Raw genomic sequence first — 446 nt, 5'->3', positions numbered from 1 at the left:
ATTGAATTGTATGCCTCAATTGTCATTAGAGAATTAGAAGAGGGAATATTTCGTAAATCACTCCTTTTATATTTTTTTATTGGAGATTTATAGAGTAATGAACTTTGAAAGATATTCTAGGGAGACAATTTCCAATTGGATCAAAGCGTGGTTACAGGACTATTCTGACCCCATAGAAGAAACTGAAGATGCAGTTGAATCTGCTATAAAATCTGGGTTTATACTGATCGCTCTTAGAAATAATATTCCTCAAGGCGTATGTGTGGTTGTAAATCTTGGATTTAAAGATTTTATTCCTACCTATCATTTAGGCTATATCGGTACAAAGGCAGGGAACAAAGGCAGAGGAATCGCCACGGAACTTATTCATCAGATGATAGAATTAACAGAAGGCAAATTGTCCCTTCATGTAGATTTGGATAATAAGAGAGCTAGGAACCTATATG

The 446-nt window shown here is 35.0% G+C and carries 1 protein-coding gene; it reads left to right on the top strand.

The window, feature by feature from the left end:
* Positions 1 to 97: 97 nt before the first annotated feature.
* The coding region (locus tag RCF13_RS07925) for a GNAT family N-acetyltransferase (protein WP_308141046.1) at positions 98 to 446 on the top strand (349 nt) is incomplete at its 3' end.

The sequence above is a fragment of the Stenotrophomonas maltophilia group sp. RNC7 genome (assembly GCF_030910085.1).
In the GTDB taxonomy this organism is placed as follows: Bacteria; Pseudomonadota; Gammaproteobacteria; order Xanthomonadales; family Xanthomonadaceae; genus Stenotrophomonas; species Stenotrophomonas sepilia.
This window is presented reverse-complemented; position numbering and strand designations above follow the sequence as displayed.